The 16,257-nt window shown below is 63.5% G+C and carries 16 protein-coding genes and 1 tRNA gene; 11 read left to right on the top strand and 6 right to left on the bottom strand.

From position 1 onward, the window contains the following. Positions 1–5: 5 nt before the first annotated feature. The 6 genes from sufC (at position 6) to F8R15_RS08495 (ending at position 5,503) form a co-directional block, all read left to right on the top strand. On the top strand, positions 6–779 hold the full coding sequence (sufC, locus tag F8R15_RS08520) for a Fe-S cluster assembly ATPase SufC (protein ID WP_075774850.1): 774 nt from the start codon (positions 6–8) through the stop codon (positions 777–779). Beyond that, entirely contained in the window at positions 779–2,056 is a 1,278-nt protein-coding gene (gene sufD / locus F8R15_RS08515) for a Fe-S cluster assembly protein SufD (protein ID WP_152844292.1), read from the top strand. Before sufC ends, sufD begins: the two co-directional genes overlap by 1 nt. A 9-nt stretch (positions 2,057–2,065) precedes the next feature. After that, a complete protein-coding gene (locus tag F8R15_RS08510; protein WP_078520714.1) occupies positions 2,066–2,557 on the top strand; it encodes a Yip1 family protein in 492 nt (163 codons plus the stop codon). Then, positions 2,557–3,150 (top strand): YIP1 family protein, encoded by a 594-nt coding sequence (locus F8R15_RS08505; protein ID WP_172976191.1) that lies wholly within the window; start codon positions 2,557–2,559, stop codon positions 3,148–3,150. The genes F8R15_RS08510 and F8R15_RS08505 overlap by 1 nt, the downstream gene beginning before the upstream one ends. A gap of 8 nt (positions 3,151–3,158) precedes the next feature. Further along, positions 3,159–4,379: a cysteine desulfurase gene (locus F8R15_RS08500; RefSeq protein WP_078550311.1), complete on the top strand. Its 1,221-nt coding sequence runs from the start codon at positions 3,159–3,161 to the stop codon at positions 4,377–4,379. A gap of 86 nt (positions 4,380–4,465) precedes the next feature. Continuing rightward, a complete protein-coding gene (locus tag F8R15_RS08495; RefSeq protein WP_152844290.1) occupies positions 4,466–5,503 on the top strand; it encodes a patatin-like phospholipase family protein in 1,038 nt (345 codons plus the stop codon). On the opposite strand, the gene F8R15_RS08490 is transcribed toward F8R15_RS08495, so the two are convergent. The 5 genes from F8R15_RS08490 to F8R15_RS08470 form a co-directional block, all read right to left on the bottom strand. After that, positions 5,485–6,186: a DUF502 domain-containing protein gene (locus F8R15_RS08490; protein ID WP_078540889.1), complete on the bottom strand. Its 702-nt coding sequence runs from the start codon at positions 6,184–6,186 to the stop codon at positions 5,485–5,487. The genes F8R15_RS08495 and F8R15_RS08490 overlap by 19 nt on opposite strands. A 78-nt stretch (positions 6,187–6,264) precedes the next feature. Beyond that, positions 6,265–7,185, bottom strand: coding sequence for a pseudouridine-5'-phosphate glycosidase (locus F8R15_RS08485; protein ID WP_152844289.1), 921 nt, complete (start codon positions 7,183–7,185; stop codon positions 6,265–6,267). Beyond that, entirely contained in the window at positions 7,182–8,084 is a 903-nt protein-coding gene (locus tag F8R15_RS08480) for a PfkB family carbohydrate kinase (protein WP_152844288.1), read from the bottom strand. Before F8R15_RS08480 ends, F8R15_RS08485 begins: the two co-directional genes overlap by 4 nt. 51 nt (positions 8,085–8,135) lie before the next feature. Then, positions 8,136–8,630 (bottom strand): disulfide bond formation protein B, encoded by a 495-nt coding sequence (locus tag F8R15_RS08475; protein ID WP_253732493.1) that lies wholly within the window; start codon positions 8,628–8,630, stop codon positions 8,136–8,138. Between the two features lie 8 nt (positions 8,631–8,638). After that, positions 8,639–9,217: a YqaA family protein gene (locus F8R15_RS08470; RefSeq protein WP_078520707.1), complete on the bottom strand. Its 579-nt coding sequence runs from the start codon at positions 9,215–9,217 to the stop codon at positions 8,639–8,641. Between the two features lie 135 nt (positions 9,218–9,352). Between F8R15_RS08470 and F8R15_RS08465 the strand changes: the two genes are divergently transcribed. From F8R15_RS08465 to F8R15_RS08450, 4 genes are all read left to right on the top strand, one after another. Then, on the top strand, positions 9,353–10,219 hold the full coding sequence (locus F8R15_RS08465) for a neutral zinc metallopeptidase (protein ID WP_152844287.1): 867 nt from the start codon (positions 9,353–9,355) through the stop codon (positions 10,217–10,219). A gap of 46 nt (positions 10,220–10,265) precedes the next feature. Beyond that, positions 10,266–10,349, top strand: a tRNA-Leu gene (locus F8R15_RS08460). Positions 10,350–11,219: 870 nt separating this feature from the next. After that, positions 11,220–13,496 (top strand): Hint domain-containing protein, encoded by a 2,277-nt coding sequence (locus tag F8R15_RS22020; protein ID WP_172976190.1) that lies wholly within the window; start codon positions 11,220–11,222, stop codon positions 13,494–13,496. 209 nt (positions 13,497–13,705) lie between these two features. Continuing rightward, positions 13,706–14,443: a Hint domain-containing protein gene (locus tag F8R15_RS08450; protein ID WP_152844286.1), complete on the top strand. Its 738-nt coding sequence runs from the start codon at positions 13,706–13,708 to the stop codon at positions 14,441–14,443. Between the two features lie 87 nt (positions 14,444–14,530). On the opposite strand, the gene F8R15_RS08445 is transcribed toward F8R15_RS08450, so the two are convergent. Beyond that, a complete protein-coding gene (locus F8R15_RS08445) occupies positions 14,531–14,776 on the bottom strand; it encodes a DUF1127 domain-containing protein (RefSeq protein WP_253732491.1) in 246 nt (81 codons plus the stop codon). 30 nt (positions 14,777–14,806) lie between these two features. Here F8R15_RS08445 and F8R15_RS08440 point away from each other — a divergent pair, with 30 nt between their 5' ends. Beyond that, on the top strand, positions 14,807–16,225 hold the full coding sequence (locus F8R15_RS08440) for a PLP-dependent aminotransferase family protein (RefSeq protein WP_078571067.1): 1,419 nt from the start codon (positions 14,807–14,809) through the stop codon (positions 16,223–16,225). Positions 16,226–16,257 lie beyond the last annotated feature (32 nt).

Raw genomic sequence — 16,257 nt, 5'->3', positions numbered from 1 at the left:
GAACCATGCTTGATATCAAGAACCTGCACGTCAAACTGGAAGAAGAGGACAAGCAGATCCTCAAGGGCGTCAACCTGAGCGTCGAGTCCGGGAAGGTCCATGCGATCATGGGGCCGAACGGCTCGGGTAAGTCCACGCTGTCCTATGTGCTCTCGGGTCGCGATGGCTATGAGGTCACCGAAGGCGAAGCGCATCTCAACGACACCGACCTGCTGGATTCCGAGCCCGAAGAGCGCGCCGCCGCAGGCCTGTTCCTCGCGTTCCAATACCCGGTGGAAATCCCCGGCGTCGGCAACATGACCTTCCTGCGCACCGCGCTCAACGCACAGCGCAAGGCGCGCGGCGAGGAGGAAATCTCCGCTGGCGACTTCCTGAAACTGGTGCGCGGCAAGGCGAAATCGCTCAAGATCGACGCGGACATGCTCAAGCGTCCGGTCAATGTCGGCTTCTCGGGCGGTGAGAAAAAGCGTAACGAAATCCTGCAGATGGCGATCCTCGAGCCGAAGATGTGCATCCTCGACGAGACCGATTCCGGTCTCGACGTCGACGCGATGCGTCTGGTGGCCGAAGGCGTGAACGCGCTGCGTGACGAGGGCCGTTCCTTCCTCGTGATCACCCACTACCAGCGCCTGCTCGACCACATCAAACCCGATGTCGTCCACATTATGGCGGATGGCCGCATCATCGAGACCGGCGGGCCGGAACTGGCCCTCGAAGTCGAGAAGAACGGCTATGCCGACCTGCTCGCAAAACACGGGATCTCGGAGGTGATGGCGTAATGTCGGCAGTCGAGAAAATGACCAACGCCGAGACGCGGCTGGCGCGCGTTTCTCTGCCCGACGGGTTCGGGCCGCAACGCCGCGCCGCGCTGGACCGTCTGAACGCGATGGGCCTGCCGGGCCGTCGCGACGAATACTGGCGCTGGACCAACCCGACCGATTTCATCGCGCCCGACCCGGTGCCCGCAGCGCCGTTCAGCGATGACGAGCCGGAGATTTTCGGCGAGATCGATCGTCTGAAGATCGTGTTCCGCGATGGCGTGTTCGATGCCGAGGCCTCCGACGATCTGTCGATGTCCGGCGTCGAGATCCTGCGTCTGGCCGATGCGCCCGACGTGAGCTGGGCCAGCAGCCTGTACGGCACGCTGGAAGCCAACGGTCAGGACCCGGTGAAGCGTCCCTTCGCGGCGCTCAACACGGCGTCCGCCACTGATGGCGTGCTGATCCGCGTGACTGGCGTCGCCGAGAAACCTGTGAGCCTGATTTACACCCATGAATCAGAGACTTCCGACCCGATCCTGCATCACCTCGTGAAGCTCGAAGAGGGCGCGGAAATCACGGTCCTGGAGAACGGCCCGGCGGGCGCGCGCTTCAACAAGCTGATGGAAGTGGACGTCGCCAAGGGCGCGAAATTCCACCACATCCGCGTGCAGGGCCGCGATCACGAGCGTCGCGCCGTGACCTCGATCTTCACCCGCGTCGCGGAAGAAGGCCTGTTCAAGAGCTTCACGCTGACCTCGAACGGGGTGCTGACGCGCAATGAATGCGTGATCGACATCGTGGGCGACGACGCGAATGCGCATGTCGCGGGCGCGGCTCTTGGCGATGGCAAAACCGGCAAATTCCACCACGACGACACCGTCTTCATCACCCACGGGGCCGAGCGCGGCGAGAGCCGTCAGGTCTTCAAGAAGGTGCTGAAGAACGGCGCCGAGGGCATCTTCCAGGGCAAGATCCTCGTGAAGCCGGGCGCGCAGAAGACCGATGGCTACCAGATCAGCCAGTCGCTGCTGCTCGACGAGAACAGCCAGTTCCTCGCCAAGCCGGAGCTAGAGATCTACGCCGATGACGTGCAGTGTTCGCACGGCTCGACCACCGGCGCGATCGATGAGACCGCGCTCTTCTACCTGCGTTCGCGCGGCGTGCCGGAAGAGGAAGCCACCGCGCTTCTGGTTCTGAGCTTTGTGGCCGATGCCATTGAAGAGATTGAGGAAGAGCGGTTCCGCGATGCGATCCTGACCCGTTTGGAAGGGTGGCTCGCACGCCATCGCGGCTGAGGCGCAGCGATGTCCGCGACAGACGATATCCGGCGCAGCTACCGGCGTCCGCGCGTGGTGATGCGCGAGCATCTCGCGCGCCCGGCCTCCGAGCCGCGCGCGCTGGTCTTCCTGCTTGCGGCGCTGACCGTGATCTTCATCGCGCAATGGCCAAGGCTGTCGCGGATCGCCCATGAGATGCCCGACCAGCCGATGGTCGGGCTGATGATGGGCACGGTGCTGGCGCTGCTCGCGACCGTGCCCGTCTTCTACGCGATTGCGGCACTGAGCCACCTTGTGCTGAGGCTCCTCGGCGGGCAGGGAAGCTGGTATGGAGCGCGGGTCGCGCTGTTCTGGTCGCTTCTGGCGGTCTCGCCGCTGATGCTGCTGCAAGGGCTCGTGGCGGGATTCATCGGGCGCGGCGCGGAACTTTCGCTCGTTTCCGCGCTTGTGACCGTAGCCTTCGTCCTGCTATGGGGCGCAGCGTTGCGCGTGGTAGAATTCGAAGGAAAAACAAACTGATGCAGCCCGATCTTAAAGAATGGCTTATCCGTAGCTTCACCGATCCGAAATCGGTTGCGCGCGATTTGATCGGGCTGGATTTGAACGCCAATGCGCGGTTCATGGCGATGGTTCTGGTGGTCGTGATGACCGCGATCCTCGGCACGCTCGCGCAGCTGGTGTTCTCCTTCATCACCAAGGTGGATATCGGCACGGTGACGCCGCCGCTTACCGTTGTGGGGCTGCAGGGCGCGCTTCTGGTCTATGGCGCTTTCGCCATGTCTTTCGTCGGCCAACGCTTTGGCGGGCATGGGAAATTCCCGGATGCGCTGCTGCTTCTGACCTGGATCGAATTCGTTCTGATGATCGGTCAGATGATCCAGGTCGTGCTGATGGTCTTCTTCCCGATCTCGGCCACGCTGATGTCGGTGCTGCTGGTGGCGCTGATGTTCTACTTGCTGGTGCAGTTCACAATGGTTCTGCACGGGTTCGAAAACCCCGTGGCGACCGGCTTCGGGGTTATCCTGACCTTTCTGGGCTCGGCGATGATCGCGGGGATCGTGCTGGTGTCGACCGGCCTCGTGCAAATGCCCGCAGACCCCGCGTCACTCTGAGGTGCTCCATGTATGATATCGAAAAAATCCGCGCGGATTTCCCGATCCTGACGCGAGAAGTGAACGGCAAGCCCTTGGTTTACCTCGATAACGGGGCCTCGGCGCAAAAGCCGCGCGTCGTGATCGACGCGATGACCCGTATGTATGAGCACGACTATTCCAACGTGCATCGCGGGTTGCATACGCTGTCCAATATCGCGACCGAGAAATACGAGAGCGTGCGCGGGATCGTCGCGCGCTTCCTGCATGTCGCCGATGAAGAGCAGATCGTGTTCACCACCGGCTCGACCGAGGGGATCAACCTCGTCAGCTACGCCTGGGGCGCGCCGAACCTCGAGCCGGGCGACGAGATCATCCTGTCGGTGATGGAGCACCACGCCAATATCGTGCCGTGGCATTTCCTGCGCGAACGGCAGGGCGTGAAGCTGGTCTGGGTGGAGCCCGAGGCCGATGGCTCGCTGCCGCCCGAAAAGGTGCTGGAGGCGATCACGCCGCGCACCAAGCTGATCGCGATCACCCATATGTCGAACGTGCTGGGCACGCGGGTCGATGTGAAACCGATCGCGCAGGCTGCACGGACGCGCGGGATCGCGACACTGGTCGACGGCTCGCAGGCGGCGGTGCATGGCCCCGTCGACGTCGACGATCTGGGCTGCGATTTCTACGTCATCACCGGACATAAGCTATACGGACCAAGCGGTTCCGGGGCACTCTTCATCCGTCGCGACCGGATGCTGGAGATGCGTCCCTTCCTTGGTGGCGGCGATATGATCGACACCGTGACCCGCAACACGGTGATCTACAACACGCCGCCGATGAAGTTCGAGGCGGGGACGCCCGGCATCGTACAGCAGATCGGCATGGGGGTCGCGCTCGATTACCTGATGGGGATCGGGATGGAGAACATCGCCGAGCACGAGCGCGATCTGCGTGACTACACTGCCGAGAAACTGAACGGGCTGAACTGGCTCAACCAGCAGGGCACCGCCGCCGATAAGGGCGCGATCTTCTCGCTCACGCTGAATGGTCCGGCCCATCCGCATGACATCTCGACCATCCTCGACAAGCGGGGCGTGGCGGTGCGTGCAGGGCAGCATTGCACCGGTCCGTTGATGGAATGGCTTGGCGTTACGGCCACGGCGCGCGCGTCTTTCGGGATGTACAACACCCGTGAAGAGGCCGATGCGCTGATTTCCGCGCTCGAATTGTGCCACGATCTGCTAGGCTAAGGGCGCCGCTCGGCGAGGGGACTTGCTTTTGCTGCGATGCAGCATAACTCTGCGGCAGGGAGGCAGGCAGCGAAAGGGCCGAGCCGATGAACCGCAAGAGCATTAACCTCGCATTGCAAGGTGGGGGCGCGCATGGCGCGTTCACCTGGGGCGTTCTCGACCGTTTTCTGGATGAAGAGTGGCTGGACTATGCGGCGATCTCGGGCACCTCTGCCGGGGCGCTGAACGGGGCTGCGTTCAAGGCAGGCTATGCCCGTGGCGGTCGCCAAGGGGCGCGCGCGTCCCTGGATGAGCTTTGGAGCCAGGTCGCCGAAAGCGTCGATCTGCGGCTCGAGCGGCTGATGCCTGCGCAACTGCCCGGCACCGAGGCGCTGACGCGCTGGTTCGACGCCTTCACGCCGGCGGCCTTCATCGACGGCATGTCGCGGGTCTTCTCGCCCTATGACGCGGGGCCGTTCTACGTCAATCCGCTGAGTTCGGTGGTCGAGCGGTTTCGCTATCGCGATGTCTGTGCGAGCGAGGGGCCGCGGCTGCATGTCTCGGCCACCAATGTGCGCACCGGCAAGATCCGCGTCTTCACCGGCGACGAGATCACCGCGGATGCGATCCTCGCCTCGGCCTGTCTGCCGGAGATTTTTCAGGCGGTCGAGATCGAGGACCCGAAAACAGGCCGCACCGAGGCCTATTGGGATGGCGGCTATACCGGCAATCCGCCGCTTTTCCCGCTGTTCGAACCGGCCTATCCGCGCGACGTGGTGGTCATTTCGATCAACCCGCTCTGGCGCGACGAGATCCCGAAAACGCCCGCGCAGATCGACGAGCGGGTCAACGAGATCAGCTTCAACTCCTCGCTGTTGCGCGAATTGCGAGCGATCAATTTCGTACATCGGCTGATCCGCGAAGACCGGCTCCCCGAAGGGGCGATGAAGGATGTGCTGATCCATATGATCGCCGATGACGACGTCATGGGCGAGCTGAGCGCAAAGTCGAAGATCCTGCCCGAATGGGGGATGCTCGCGAAGCTGAAACTGGCGGGCCGGGCGGCGGCGGATCGCTGGCTCGACGCCCATGCCGACAAGATCGGCAAAGAGGCGTCGACCGATCTTCAGGCCTTGTTCGACTGAAGTTTCACCTTGGTTTTCTTCGCGGGTTTCGCCTCTTTCGGCTGCGGGTAAACCAGACCGGCGGAGATGATCAGCTTCGCCGCATCCTCGACCGACATGTCGAGATAGGTCACCTGCGATTGCGGGACAAACAGCAGAAAGCCCGAGGTCGGGTTCGGCGTCGTCGGCAGGAAGACCGAGATCAGCGGGTCGTCGTCTTCGGCCTTGGCCGCGATTTCGCCCTTCGCGGTGGACGAGACGAAGGCGACCGCTTTCAGCCCCTCGCGCGGATATTCGATCATGCAGGCGCGGTCGAACTTGCCTTCGGACTGGCTCAGCACCGTTTCCGCGATCTGCTTGAGTCCGCTATAGACCGTGCGCACGAAGGGCAGGCGGTCGACGATGCTCTCGCCGAAGCGCAGCATCGTGCGCCCGAAGAAGCCCTTGGCGAGCCAGCCGACGATGACCGTGAAGACAAGGAAGATGATGACGCCGAGCCCGCGCACATTGATGCCGATATAGCGTTCGGGGCGTAGCTCTGGCGGCACCAGCGGCAGCACCCAGCCATCGACCCAGCCGGCCATCGTCCACATGAGCCAGATCGTCAGACCGATCGGCGCGACGACGATCAACCCGGTGAAGAAGGAGGCACGCAGCGCGGCGAAACGCGAGCGGCGGCGCGGATGGGGGTCGTCTTTGGTCATGATCTGGATGCGCCCTCTCGTGGCGATGCGTTGCCTGCTATCTAGGCAGCGCCGCCACGATGGGCAATGGGCCGTGCATCAGGCGCCGCGAGCTGTGATGATTTCGCCCGCGATTGCGGCAGCCAGACGGGCGTTGTTCAGAACAAGGGCGATATTGGCCTCGAGCGAGCGGCCTTCGGTCAGCTCGAAAATGCGCGACAGCAGGAAGGGCGTGACCGCCTTCGCTGCGATGCCCTGCGCCTCGGCCTCTTGCAGCGCCTGTTCGATGACCGGAACGATTTCCTCGCGGGCGATCTTGGCCTCTTCGGGGATCGGGTTCGCGATCAGCTGGCCGCCCGGCAGACCGAGGGCTGCGCGTGCGAGCTGCGATTTGGCGATCTCGGCGGCGCTGTCTGCGCGCAACGGCGCAGGCAGGCCGGAATTGCGCGACCAGAAGGCGGGGAAGGCGTCTTGCCCGTAAGCGATGACCGGCACGCCATGGGTCTCCAGCACTTCGAGCGTCTTCGGCAGATCGAGGATCGCCTTGGCACCCGCCGCGACCACGCTGACCGGGGTCTGCGCCAATTCGAGCAGATCGGCTGAGATGTCGAAGCTGTCTTCCGCGCCGCGATGGACGCCGCCGATCCCGCCGGTGGCGAAGACGTCGATGCCCGCGAGGTTCGCGCAGATCATGGTCGCGGCGACGGTAGTCGCGCCGGTCGCGCCCTTCGCAAGGCAGACCGCAAGATCGGCGCGGCTGACCTTCATCGCGTCCTTGGTTTGCGCAAGCGCCTCCAGCTCCTCGGGTTCCAGCCCGATATGGATCTTGCCGCCCATCACCGCGATCGTGGCCGGCACCGCGCCCGCCTTGCGGATCTCGGCCTCGACCGCCTGCGCGGTCTCGAGGTTCTGCGGATAGGGCATCCCGTGCGTGATGATCGTCGATTCCAGCGCGACGATGGGACGGTTTTCGGCTTTTGCGTCAGCGACTTCAGCGGCGAAAGTGAGGGGGGCGCTCATGTGGCGAGTTCTCCGGAAACATAGCGCGCGGCGGCGGTCAGGGCGCTCTCGAGCGCCTCCATGCGACCCGCGCCGCGCTGTTCGGCCACGAGATGCGCGGCCATGAAAGTATCGCCCGCGCCGGTCACGCGGGTCACGAGGACAGGGGGCGGGGCGGAGGAAATCACGTTGCCTGCCACAGCGCTGCCGTCAGCGGCCGCCTTGCCGCCATCGGTCACCAGCACGCGTTGCGCGCCGCGTTCCAGCAGGGTTTCAGCGGCGTGTTCAGCGCTGTCGAAGCTGCCCTGACACAGGATGCCCGCCTCTTCGAGATTGACGTAAAGCGTCGCCGCCGGATGGGCCAGAAGCGGCGTCAGCCGTTCCGCCTTGCCGGGGCTCGCAGGGGCCACGCGCAGATCGGCCTTGGCGAAAAGCGAGGAATGCGCGATCTGACTGAGCAGCGCCTCGGTGAGATTTCCGTCGAGCGCGATGGCGCCGGTCCACGGTTCGTTTTCCGTGCCGAGCCGTCCATCCGCGAGCGGCGCGAGGATCTTCTCGCCCGCAGCCTCCAGCGAATGCGCATCCGCGATGGCCGCAATCAGCCCGTTCGCGCCCTCGATCGCCATATAGCGGTCGGTCGGCAGATCGTCCGAGCGATACAGATAGTTGCAATCGACGCCCAGCACCTCGGCGGACTGGATCAGATCGTTGCCCTGACTGTCGCGCCCCAGCGCGGTCAGAACCGCAGGCTTGAGCCCATAGCGGCGCAGAGTCATCGCGATATTCATCGCGACCCCACCGGGCAGCCGTTCGATCCGCCCCGGCACGTCGGAGCCTTCATGCATGTGCACGGAGGCGCGGCCGATGATGTCCCACAGGACCGAACCGATGCACAGAATATCAGGTCTGGATTCGCTCATGCGCGGTTCTTGGCGCGGTTTCCCGGGCGGAGCAAGGGGCTTTGCCCCCGCTCAGGCGCGGCGAGATTTCAGGAAAGCCCAGAGCCAGATGCCAGCCAGCACGAGCGAGCCGACCGCGTTGAGGTTCGCCATGGTGATGCCGAAGATGTCCCACGGAATCTCGTCGCAGCGCACCAGCGGGGCCTCGTTGATCTGCTTGAGCAGGTCGGCGGCGGAGACGGTCGTGTCCACGGCGCTCGAGGTGCAATCGGTGGGGCCCTCGAAGATCTTCCGCTCGACGCCCGAGTGATAGAAGCCGATGACCGAGGTGGTCAGCGCGGCCAACATCCCCAGAAGGGCAGTCCATCCGGGCAGGCGGAAGGTGAGGATCACGATCCCGATGATCGCGGCGGCCAGATGCGGCCAGCGTTGCAGCAGGCACAGATGGCAGGGCGCGTAGCCGAACGCCTGAAAGACGAAGGCCCCGGCGAGCACGAAGGCGGAGCCCGCGGCGGCAAGGCCTACGAGGCTGCGGAAGGAAGTCAGGTTTTGCATGCGATCTTGCATCGGGGGCCTCAGAGATATTTCAGAAGATAGAACCCGCCGATCAGCAGGATGACGAAGATGGTGAAGAGTGGGCCGAGCCAGCGCTCGATGAAGGTTTTGATCGGTTCGCCGAATTTCCACAATAGCCCCGCCACCACGAAGAAGCGTAGCGCCCGGGCGACAAAGGAGACGCCGAGGAAGAGCACCGGGCTCAGGTTCGTGGCGCCGGCGAAGATCGTGATTACCTTATAGGGGAAGGGCGTGACACCCGCGATCAGCACGGCCCATCCGCCCATCTCGTTGAACCGGGCGGCGAGCGAGTTGAAGTCGTCGGCCTTGCCGTAGAAATCCAGCACCGGCTTGCCGATCGCATCCATGAAGCCATAGCCGATCAGGTAGCCAAGGCAACCGCCCGCGACCGACGACAGGGTCGCCACCAGTGCGATGCGCCATGCCGCCCAGGGCCGCGCGAGGATCATCGGGATCATCAGCACGTCGGGCGGGATCGGGAAGACCGAGGCTTCGATAAAGGCGACAGCGGCGAGATACCACATCGCATGCGGGTGGCTCGCGCGGGCCATCGTCCAGTCGTAGATGCGGCGGATCATGGCGGCATCCTTTTCCTTGCTGCTCGGTTCGCTTCATCTCCCGCGCGGGCCGCAAGGTCAAGTCACGCGCGTTGCACCTTTGCTTTTCCCGGCCTCACGCTAGACTTCACATAAAAGCGAGGGAGGCATTCGCGAATGCAATGGCGAGGACGGCGCGGCAGCCGCAATATCGAGGACCGGCGCGGCCAGCGCAGGGCAGGGGGCGGCGCGATCCGTCTGGGTGGCGGTGGCCTGGGCGTCGTCGCGATCGTCGTGGTGGCCTATTTCCTCGGGATCGATCTGACGCCGCTTCTGAATGGCGGGTCGGGTGGCTCGGGGCAGGTGGTCACCCAATCGGGTGAGTTGAGCGATCGCGAGAAGGCGATGGGCGATTTCGTCTCGGTGACGCTGGCCGATACTGAAGAGGTCTGGCAGGACGTGTTCCAATCCGATCTCGGGCGGCAATACGATCCGGCGGTGCTGGTACTCTATAGTGGGGTCACGCAATCGCCCTGCGGCAATGCGAGCGGCGCGACGGGGCCGTTCTACTGTCCGGGCGATCAGAAGGTCTATCTCGATACGGCGTTTTTCGACACGCTGAGCCAGCAGCTCGGTGCGCGGGGCGATTTCGCCGCCGCCTATGTTGTCGCGCATGAGGTGGCCCATCATGTGCAGGATGAACTGGGGATTCTCGGTAAGGTTAATGAAGTGCGCGCGCAAAGCTCCGAGGCTCAGTCCAATGCGCTTTCGGTGCGGATCGAGTTGCAGGCAGACTGCTTCTCGGGAATCTGGGCGCGCCGGGCCGAGGATCAGATTGGCGCGATCGAGCCGGGCGACGTCTCCGAGGCGATGAACGCCGCCGCGCAAATCGGCGACGATACGCTGCAGCGCGAGGCGGGCAGGGTGCCGATGCCCGACAGCTTCACCCATGGCAGTTCCGCCCAGCGGCAGCGCTGGTTCGAGCGGGGCTATCTCAGCGGCGATCTCAAGCAATGCGACACGTTTTCAACGCGTAACCTCTAAGCGTACTTGCCTCGGGCGCGGCTGCGCGCTAGAGGACTCGAACTGGGCCCGAGTGGCGGAATGGTAGACGCAGCGGATTCAAAATCCGCCGCAGCAATGCGTGTCGGTTCGAATCCGACCTCGGGCACCAGACCTTCCGAAAATGACAGATCCGCGCGCCGTCGGTGATCCGACCGGCGCGTTTTGCGCATGTCCTGCGCGGGTGTTTTCCGTGTCCGGGGCCCCTCTGTCCAAATCGGGCGAAATTGGGGCAGAACCCGGCATCGTGAAACGTGGTTATCAAAAGATGATTCGGAGAAATCTCGTTTCGTTCTCAGAACAAACGGGCATCAGATGCCGGATTGCGGCAATGTTGAGGACAATTGGGACATATTCGCGGCAGAAATATGGTCGCGATTTGGGCCGCTCCGGGAAACAAATCGATCAAGGTATTGTCGCTAAATTGAAGACAGTTTTTCGCCTTTTAAGACAGACCCTACAATCGCCGCACAACCCTTAGTTTAAATGTGGCAAAACTTTGGCAAGTTTTCCGACAAAAAGATAGGTCGATCTTTTGCAAAATAGAAACGTCGTTTGAAAACAGGTACTTCGCGATTCGGATTATTGGTGCTCGTTTTTCAAGCAATCCCCCGAAATGAGGCAAGAAAGCGGCAAATTCCCCTTTTCTTTGTGGCGATCAGAAGGGCAAATTGAGGCCAAGCCCTGCTGGGGGGCTTTTGGCCATGGGGGTGGCCGAAGAGAAGAGTTGTCGAAAGAGAGCTCGCCCGGCGCTGCCAAGGGGACCGATCCATAACGGCCTCGACCTTTAGGGTAAAGGAGACGCGGAGCGATCTGCGGCGACTTTGCTGGCAGCGCCCGCGCGCGCTGACGCTGGCCAATTCTTCTCGACATTCACGTTCGGACTTCGGGTCCGGCCACGTCATGGCGCTGCCGCTTTGCGCCAAAGGGAAGACACGGCGCGGGGCCATGGAGCCAAGCGGACGGTAAAGGAGAGTTGGGGATGACTTATTATTACTATCATCACGACGACGATGATTGCGACAAGAACTCCGATCCGAACGCTGTCAACGACAGCGCGAACGTGAAGTACAACACCGCGCAGACGATCGCCGTGCTCTCGAATGACAGCGATCCCGACAGCGATCCGCTCAAGGTGACCTGGGCGAGCGATCCGGCGCATGGCTCGGTCACGGTGAATGCCGATGGCACGATCACCTACACGCCCGATCCCAACTATTCCGGCACCGACAGCTTCACCTACCAGATCTATGACGGGCAGGGCGGCTACGACACCGCGACCGTCACGATCGACGTGAGCGCGCCCGACGGCATCGTCGAAGGCACCTCCGGCGGCGATCTGATCGATGACGACTATACCGGCGATCCCGAAGGCGACATGGTCGACAATAACGACGCGATCCTGCCGGGCGCCGCGCCGAATGACGACTACATCATCGCGGGCGACGGCAATGACACGGTCTATGCCGGTCAGGGCAACGACTCCGTCGAGGGCGGCAATGGCAACGACCTGATCTTTGGCGAAGGCGGCAACGACACGCTCGAAGGCGATGCTGGCAACGACACGATCTATGGCGACAACGATCCCGCGGGCGGCCCGGCGGCCGATCCGGTTTCGGAGACTGTGGACTGGAGCCATTTCCAGACCGATTGCGGCGAGGTGAAGGATCAGACCGTCGATCTGGGCGAGACCAAGGTCCATTTCGACTTCCAGTCGCAGGATTACGGGGCGAAGGCGACGCTGACCACCGCCGCGCAATATACCGAAGCGGGAGAGAACTTCGACAGCTGCTCGGCGCTGCAACTCTACGGTGCGGGCGGCGATTGCGGGGATGGCGTCTCGCCGACCTCGACGACCGTTCTGACCTTCTCGTCGGACAACAGCGACTATACCGGCGAGGTTCAGGGGCTGAGCTTCCGGATCAACGATCTCGACCGCTCGGACAGCAATGACGATCACGTTGATATCGTGACGCTTTCCGCGGTCGATGCCGATGGTAACCCGGTCGACATCACGATCGATCCCGAGGGCAACCAGACCGTCACCGACAACGGAGACGGCACCTATACGATCACCGGCGGCGATCAGGACACCGGCCATCTCGATCAGGACGACAAGATCGGTTCGGTCAAGGTTACGATCAACGACCCGACCGCGAAGCTGACCATCGCCTACTCGAACGGTGGCGATACGGATCAGGCGATCTCGATCACCGACATGACCTATGACACCTGCCCGGTGGAAGACGATCCGGGCGAGCCCGGCGATGACAGCATCATGGGCGGTCTGGGCGATGACGTGCTCTACGGTCAGCAGGGCGAGGATACGCTGGAAGGCGGCGCGGGGTCGGACAGCCTCGACGGCGGCGAAGGCAACGATACGCTTGATGGCGGCGCGGATGCCGACACCGTCTATGGCGGTGACGATCGCGACCTGTTCATCGTCGGCTCGTCCGAGGACGGCATCGGCGACACGCTGGACGGCGGCGAGGGCGGCGACGATTACGACACGCTCGACCTGCAGGGCGCGGGCCCGCTGCGCGTCCATTCGACGGTCACCGATTACGATCCGGTCTCGGGTGTCAGCACCTATGCCGGGACGGTCGATTTCCTCGATGGCAGCGGCAATGTCACCGGCACGCTCGAATTCTCCAACATGGAGGATGTCATTCCCTGCTTCACGCCGGGCACGCTGATCGCGACCCCGCGCGGCGAGGTTCCGGCCGAGACGCTGCGCGAAGGCGACAAGGTTCTGACCCGCGATAACGGCATTCAGGTCGTTCGCTGGGCGGGTCGCGCCGAGATGAGCCGCGAGCGTCTGATGCACGCGCCGCATCTCAAGCCGGTGCTGATCCGCAAAGGCTCGCTGGGCAACGATCTGCCCGAGCGCGACATGATGGTCTCGCCGAACCACCGAATGCTCGTCGCAAACGACAAGACCGCGCTCTATTTCGAAGAGCATGAGGTTCTCGTCGCGGCCAAGCATCTCGTCGCCAATCAGGGCGTGGATACGGTGGAGACGCTGGGCGCCAGCTACCTGCACTTCATGTTCGACCGCCACGAAGTGCTGCTCGCCAACGGTTCCTGGACCGAAAGCTTCCAGCCCGGCGATCAGACTCTGGGCGGCATGGGCAATTCTCAGCGTCAGGAGATCTTCGAGATCTTCCCCGATCTGCAGACCGCGAAGGGCCGCGATGCCTATCATGCGGCGCGCAAGACGCTGAAGAAGCACGAAGCGAACGTGCTGCTGATGAGCTAAGTCGCGCGCCCTATCGGGGCCGCGCCAGAGCGAAAATAGCGACCGCGTCCGGGGTTTCCCAGGGCGCGGCGCTTTCGTGTTGTTTCCGCGGCTCGAACACTTCGTTTCCGCTACTCCACACGTAGAAGTGGTAAAACACGTTTTCGCCTTAGAGTTTTGTCGCTATCGTGTCATTCTGGATCTCGACTGTTGGGAGGCAGGAGGATCGGATGACGCGGAGCATGCGCGCAACGGATATCGCGGAGATTTTGGCGCAATCGCCGGCTCAGGGCCTGCGCTGCACCGCGATGGCGCGCACCGAGGCGCTGCGTCTCGAATTCGACAGCCATGACGAGACCGACGGCCATATCAGCGGCTATGACGCGGCGGGCGAGACGGTGTTTTCCGGCTCCATCGCGGCGTTTCGCGCGGCCATTCCCTGCGTAACCCCCGAGACGCGTGTGGCGACCGAGGCCGGTGGCGTCGCGGCGGGCGATTTGCGGCCCGGCGCCCGGCTCGTGACCCGGGAGTCCGGAGTTCAGGTGCTGCGCTGGATCGGATCGCGGGTCTTCACCGAGACCGATCTCGCGCTCAATCCGCTGTTGCGCCCGGTGTGCATTCGCGCTGGCGCGCTTGGCGAGGGGCATCCGGCGCAGGATCTGCGCGTCTCGCCCAATCACCGCTTGCTCGCGCCACTGCGCGGAAATGTCGTAATGGCACAAGAGCTTGTCGGGTTGGACGGGGTCGAGGTCGATCACGCGGAGGGCGGCGTGCGCTATCTGCAGTTGCTGCTCGACGCGCCGGAGATGCTGCTTTGCGAAGAGCTGTGGGTCGAGAGTTTCCGCCCCGAAACCGCCATGCTGGCAGGTTTCGATGCGGCACAGCGGGCGGAGCTCCTGTCGCTGCGCCCCGATCTGTCACGGCACGATGCGGGGGCCGCACCTGCCGAGATGCAGTCCAGCGACTGAGCTTCCACTAAACGGCAAAAAAAGAGCCGGGCGCGAGGCCCGGCTAAAATACGATTCCGGTCAGGGGAATTGACCGGATCGTTCGCGTCACAGGAAGCGGCGCCCTTCTTGCCGGGCAATCTCCCGGCTGATTCCGATATCTTCGAGCAGATGGTCATCGAGTTTCCCCAGCGCCATCCGCGAACGGCGCGCTTCGAGGACGCGCGCAACGCGCGCGATCAGGCTCAGACGGCCATGACGGGCGGGAACGGGACGGGTCCGCGACAGGGTAAACATTGTGATGCCTTTCTGTATTGATACAATGTGATCTTTGTTGCTATAGAAGGGATACAATGACTCCTTTTAGGCAACCAGAGAAATATTGTGACTGATACAAGCTGGTCTCCCGAACTCGCCCATATCTCCGGCCCGAAATATCTCGCGCTGGTCCGCGCGTTGCGCGAAGGCATCCGCCGCGGTGATCTCAAGCCGGGAACTAAACTCCCTACTGTCAGGGACTTGGCATGGTCTTTGGGGGTCACGCCGGGCACCGTGGCGCGGGGGTATCAGATCGCCACGCAGGAGGGACTGCTGGAGGCCAAGGTGGGGCGTGGCACCTTTGTATCGACACAAACGCAGCGACTCGGTCCTCGTGAACCCCTTTATCGCCATACCGGAGAGGATATCGACGCCACCCCGGACGATCTGGTCAATCTCAGATCGCCACAATTGCCCGATGTCGGCCAGACAAAAGCGCTACAATGGGCGATGACCGAAGCCGCCCGCGACATCGGCAAGACTTATCTGCAATATCCGGGCCTGCGCCGCGACGCCTATTGCCGCGAGGCGGTGATGGACTGGTTTCCGAAGGATTGCTCGCTCGCGTCGGAGCTCAATGCCGACGACCTCGTGCTGACCCATGGCGGGCAGAACGGGATCAACCTCGTGATGCAGACCTGCCTGCGCGGCGACCGTCCCGGCGTCTATATCGAGGAGCTGGCCTATCCCGGCTTCCGGCACGCGGCGCGGCTCAACCGGGCCGAGGTGCATCCGGTCGCGATCGACGCGCAGGGCATGATCCCCGATGCGCTCGACGCGGCCTGTCGCAAACATGGCGGCCAGATCGTCTGCATCACGCCCGATGCACAGAACCCCACGGCGGGCCGGATGGACGCCGCGCGCCGCGAAGCGCTGGCCGAGGTCGCGCGCCGCCACGATCTGCAGATCATCGAGGACGATTGCTACACCGCGCCGGTCACCGGCCTGCCGAGCTTCCGCGTGATCGCGCCGGAGCGCAGCTGGCATGTCACCTCGCTGTCGAAGACGATCTCGGCGGGTATGCGGTTCGGCATCGTCGCAGCGCCCGAGGGCATGGGCGAGGTGGGGCGGTTGGCCGCCCAGCACAGTTTCTTCGGCCTCGCGCGTCCGATCACCGACATGGTGGCGCTGCTGTTCGAGAGCGGCGAGGCGATGCGCCTGCGTTACGCCGCGCAGGAGGAGATGGGGCGGCGGCTGCAGATGACGGTGCAATCGCTGGCGGGTCAGGATTTCAACTGGCTGCCGGGGCTGAGCTTCCTCTGGCTGAAACTCCCGATGGGCTGGCGCGGCTCCACCTTCGCGCGCATGGCGGAAATGGAAGGCGTGCTGCTGCGCTCGGCCGACGAATATGTCGTGCAGGACGGGCAGGCGCCCAACGCGGTGCGCATCGCGATGGCGGGCTCGGTGCCGGAGGAGCGTTTCCGCTCGGCTCTGCGCACGCTGACGGGGCTGCTGGAGCGGATGCCCGACGATCTGCCGGTCTGAGGGCCGAAGCCTCACGCATCGCCGCCGAAGCG

This window comes from Thioclava sp. JE_KL1 (assembly GCF_009296265.1).
Lineage (GTDB): Bacteria > Pseudomonadota > Alphaproteobacteria > Rhodobacterales > Rhodobacteraceae > Thioclava.
This window is presented reverse-complemented; position numbering and strand designations above follow the sequence as displayed.

Excerpts from the sequence above, each read along its gene's own strand:
- F8R15_RS08510 (WP_078520714.1), top strand. The coding sequence starts at position 2,066 with ATGTCCGCGACAGACGATATCCGGCGCAGCTACCGGCGTCCGCGCGTG.
- sufD (WP_152844292.1), top strand. The coding sequence starts at position 779 with ATGTCGGCAGTCGAGAAAATGACCAACGCCGAGACGCGGCTGGCGCGC.
- F8R15_RS08495 (WP_152844290.1), top strand. The coding sequence starts at position 4,466 with ATGAACCGCAAGAGCATTAACCTCGCATTGCAAGGTGGGGGCGCGCAT.
- sufC (WP_075774850.1), top strand. The coding sequence starts at position 6 with ATGCTTGATATCAAGAACCTGCACGTCAAACTGGAAGAAGAGGACAAG.
- F8R15_RS08470 (WP_078520707.1), bottom strand. The coding sequence starts at position 9,217 with ATGATCCGCCGCATCTACGACTGGACGATGGCCCGCGCGAGCCACCCG.
- F8R15_RS08450 (WP_152844286.1), top strand. The coding sequence starts at position 13,706 with ATGACGCGGAGCATGCGCGCAACGGATATCGCGGAGATTTTGGCGCAA.
- F8R15_RS22020 (WP_172976190.1), top strand. The coding sequence starts at position 11,220 with ATGACTTATTATTACTATCATCACGACGACGATGATTGCGACAAGAAC.
- F8R15_RS08505 (WP_172976191.1), top strand. The coding sequence starts at position 2,557 with ATGCAGCCCGATCTTAAAGAATGGCTTATCCGTAGCTTCACCGATCCG.
- F8R15_RS08490 (WP_078540889.1), bottom strand. The coding sequence starts at position 6,186 with ATGACCAAAGACGACCCCCATCCGCGCCGCCGCTCGCGTTTCGCCGCG.
- F8R15_RS08480 (WP_152844288.1), bottom strand. The coding sequence starts at position 8,084 with ATGAGCGAATCCAGACCTGATATTCTGTGCATCGGTTCGGTCCTGTGG.
- F8R15_RS08475 (WP_253732493.1), bottom strand. The coding sequence starts at position 8,630 with ATGCAAGATCGCATGCAAAACCTGACTTCCTTCCGCAGCCTCGTAGGC.
- F8R15_RS08465 (WP_152844287.1), top strand. The coding sequence starts at position 9,353 with ATGCAATGGCGAGGACGGCGCGGCAGCCGCAATATCGAGGACCGGCGC.
- F8R15_RS08500 (WP_078550311.1), top strand. The coding sequence starts at position 3,159 with ATGTATGATATCGAAAAAATCCGCGCGGATTTCCCGATCCTGACGCGA.
- F8R15_RS08485 (WP_152844289.1), bottom strand. The coding sequence starts at position 7,185 with ATGAGCGCCCCCCTCACTTTCGCCGCTGAAGTCGCTGACGCAAAAGCC.